Raw genomic sequence first — 2524 nt, 5'->3', positions numbered from 1 at the left:
ATCGCCTGCACCATCTTGATCACGCCGCCGACGCCGGCCGCGGCCTGGGTGTGGCCGATGTTGGACTTCAAGGAGCCCAGCCACAAGGGCTGTTCTGCGCTCCGGTGCTGCCCGTACACCGCGATGAGGGCCTGTGCCTCGATCGGGTCACCGAGTCGGGTCGCGGTGCCGTGCGCCTCCACGGCGTCGACGTCGGCGGGCGCCAGGCCGGCACTGGCGAGCGCCCGAAGGATGACGCGCTGCTGGGCGGGGCCGCTGGGGGCGGTGAGGCCGTTGGACGCGCCGTCCTGGTTGACCGCCGAGCCGCGGACGACGGCGAGCACCCGGTGTCCGAGGCGTCGGGCGTCCGACAGCCGCTCCACCAGTAGCACGCCCGCGCCCTCGGCCCAGCCGGTGCCGTCCGCGTCCGAGGAGAAGGACCTGCACCGGCCGTCCGGCGAGAGCCCGCTCTGTCGGCTGAATTCCAGGAAGGCGTTGAGGGCGGCCATCACGCTCACTCCACCCGCCAGGGCGAGGTCGCACTCGCGGCGGCGCAGGGCCTGGCAGGCCAGGTGCAGGGCGACCAGTGAGGACGAACAGGCCGTGTCGACGGTGACCGCCGGCCCTTCGAGGCCGAAGGTGTAGGAGAGACGGCCGGATATCAGCGACGTCGCGACGCCCGTGATGCCGTACCCCTCGATCCCGGTGACCTCGGTGGCCGGGCCGAAGCCGTAACCCTGGGTGGCCGCGCCGACGTACACACCGGTCTGGCTGCCGCGCAGGGACTGCGGGTCGATGCCGGCGTGCTCGATCGCCTCCCAGGAGGTTTCGAGCAGCAGCCGCTGCTGCGGGTCCATCGCGGCCGCCTCGCGCGGCGAGATCCCGAAGAACGCCGGGTCGAAGTAGGCGGCGTCGTACAGGAATCCGCCCTCCTCGGGAACGTCCGTCCCGGGGCCGGTACGGTCCGGATCCGGAGCGTGCAGAGCCTTCAGGTCCCAGCCGCGGTCCTGCGGGAACCCCGCGATGGCGTCCCGGCCGTCGGCGACCAGCTGCCACAGGCCGTCGGCGCTGCCCGCACCCCCCGGATAGCGGCAGCTCATCCCCACGATGGCGATCGGCTCGGAGTCCTGGGCCTCCGTCTCGCGCAGGCGCTGGGTGGTTCGGCGTAGTTCGGCGGTGGTCTGCTTCAGGAAGCGGCGGAGCTTTTCCTCGGTGGAGCTGGGTGGATTGGACAACGTCTTTACCTCTCTGACCCTGGGGGAAGCACGGACACGGCGGACGGGTGCGTCAGGAGATGTCGAACTCCCTGCTGATGAGGTCGAACATCTCCTCGTCGGAGGCGAGGTCGAGCTCCGCGTCGACGTGGTCGTCCAGGGCGGCGGGAGCGTCGGCTCCGTCGCGCCATTGCGTGAGGAGGTGGCTCAGCCGCATCGAGATGCGGGCGCGCTCGACGGACCCGGCCCGCAGGGTGGCGAGGGAGGCCGCCAGGCGGTCAAGGTCCGCGAGGACGGACTCGGCCTGGCTCGCCGCGCCGTCGAGCAGCCGGTTGTGGAGGTACCGGGCGGTCTCGGCGGGAGTCGGGTGGTCGAAGGTCAGCGTGACCGGGGTGGCGATCCCGGTCACGGAGTCCAGGCGCTTGCGCAGGCCGACCGCCGCGAGCGAGTCGAACCCGAAGTCCCGGAAGGCCCGGTCGGGTTCGACGGCGTCCGGGGTGGAGTGACCGAGTTCGGCGGCCGTCTCGGTGCGGACGAGGTGCAGGAGGGCCTCGTACTGTTCGGCGATGGGCATCGCGGCCAGCTGGTCGCGCAGCGCGTTGTCAGGTCCGTCCGGAACGGGCTCCGGGGTGGTCGGGCGGACGCCCGGGAGGCTGTCGATGAGGGGGCGTGGGCGGGCGGCGGTGTAGGCGGTGGCGAAGCGCGGCCAGTCCATGTGGGCCACGGCGATGTTGGTGTCGTCGTGTGCCAGCGCCTGGTCGAGTGCCTGGACGGCGAGGTCCGGCGCCATGGCGAGGGCGCCGCGGCGGCGCAGCTGTTCCTCGGTGTGGGCGTCGACCATCGCCGACCCCGCCCACACCCCCCAGGCGATGGAGGTGGCCCTTTCGCCGCGCTGGCGGCGGTGGACGGCGAGCGCGTCGAGGTAGGCGTTGGCGGCGGCGTACGCACCGGTCGTGGTGCTGCCCCAGGCCGCGGAGATCGACGAGTACAGCACGAAGGCGTCCAGGTCCTGGCCCGCCAGCAGTTCGTCGAGCAGCGCCGCACCCGTGGCCTTGCCCAGGATGACGTCGGCGGCCTCGGCGACCTCCATCTCGGTGAGGGGGGTGGTCTGTCCGGTGCCGGCGGCGTGGAAGACGGCTCGGACGGGGTGACCGGTGGTGGTGAGGTGGTCGAGGAGGGTTCGCAGGGCGGTGCGGTCGGTGGTGTCGCAGGCGGTGATGGTGATGTGGGCGCCGAGGGCTTGGAGTTCGTCGCGCAGTTCGGTGGCGCCGGGGGTGTCGGGGCCGCGGCGGCTGGTGAGGACGAGGTGGCGGGCGCCGTGGTGGACGAGG

General features: G+C 72.6%; 2 protein-coding genes. Both read right to left on the bottom strand.

Going from position 1 to position 2524, the window contains the following annotated elements:
- A partial coding sequence (locus ACH4E7_RS45480) for a beta-ketoacyl synthase N-terminal-like domain-containing protein (protein WP_396255110.1) occupies window positions 1-1214 on the bottom strand: 1214 nt, incomplete at its 3' end.
- A 52-nt stretch (window positions 1215-1266) separates the two neighbouring features.
- A partial coding sequence (locus tag ACH4E7_RS45475) for a beta-ketoacyl reductase (RefSeq protein WP_396255109.1) occupies window positions 1267-2524 on the bottom strand: 1258 nt, incomplete at its 5' end.

Source organism: Kitasatospora sp. NPDC018058 (assembly GCF_044327205.1).
GTDB lineage: Bacteria > Actinomycetota > Actinomycetes > Streptomycetales > Streptomycetaceae > Kitasatospora.
This window is presented reverse-complemented; position numbering and strand designations above follow the sequence as displayed.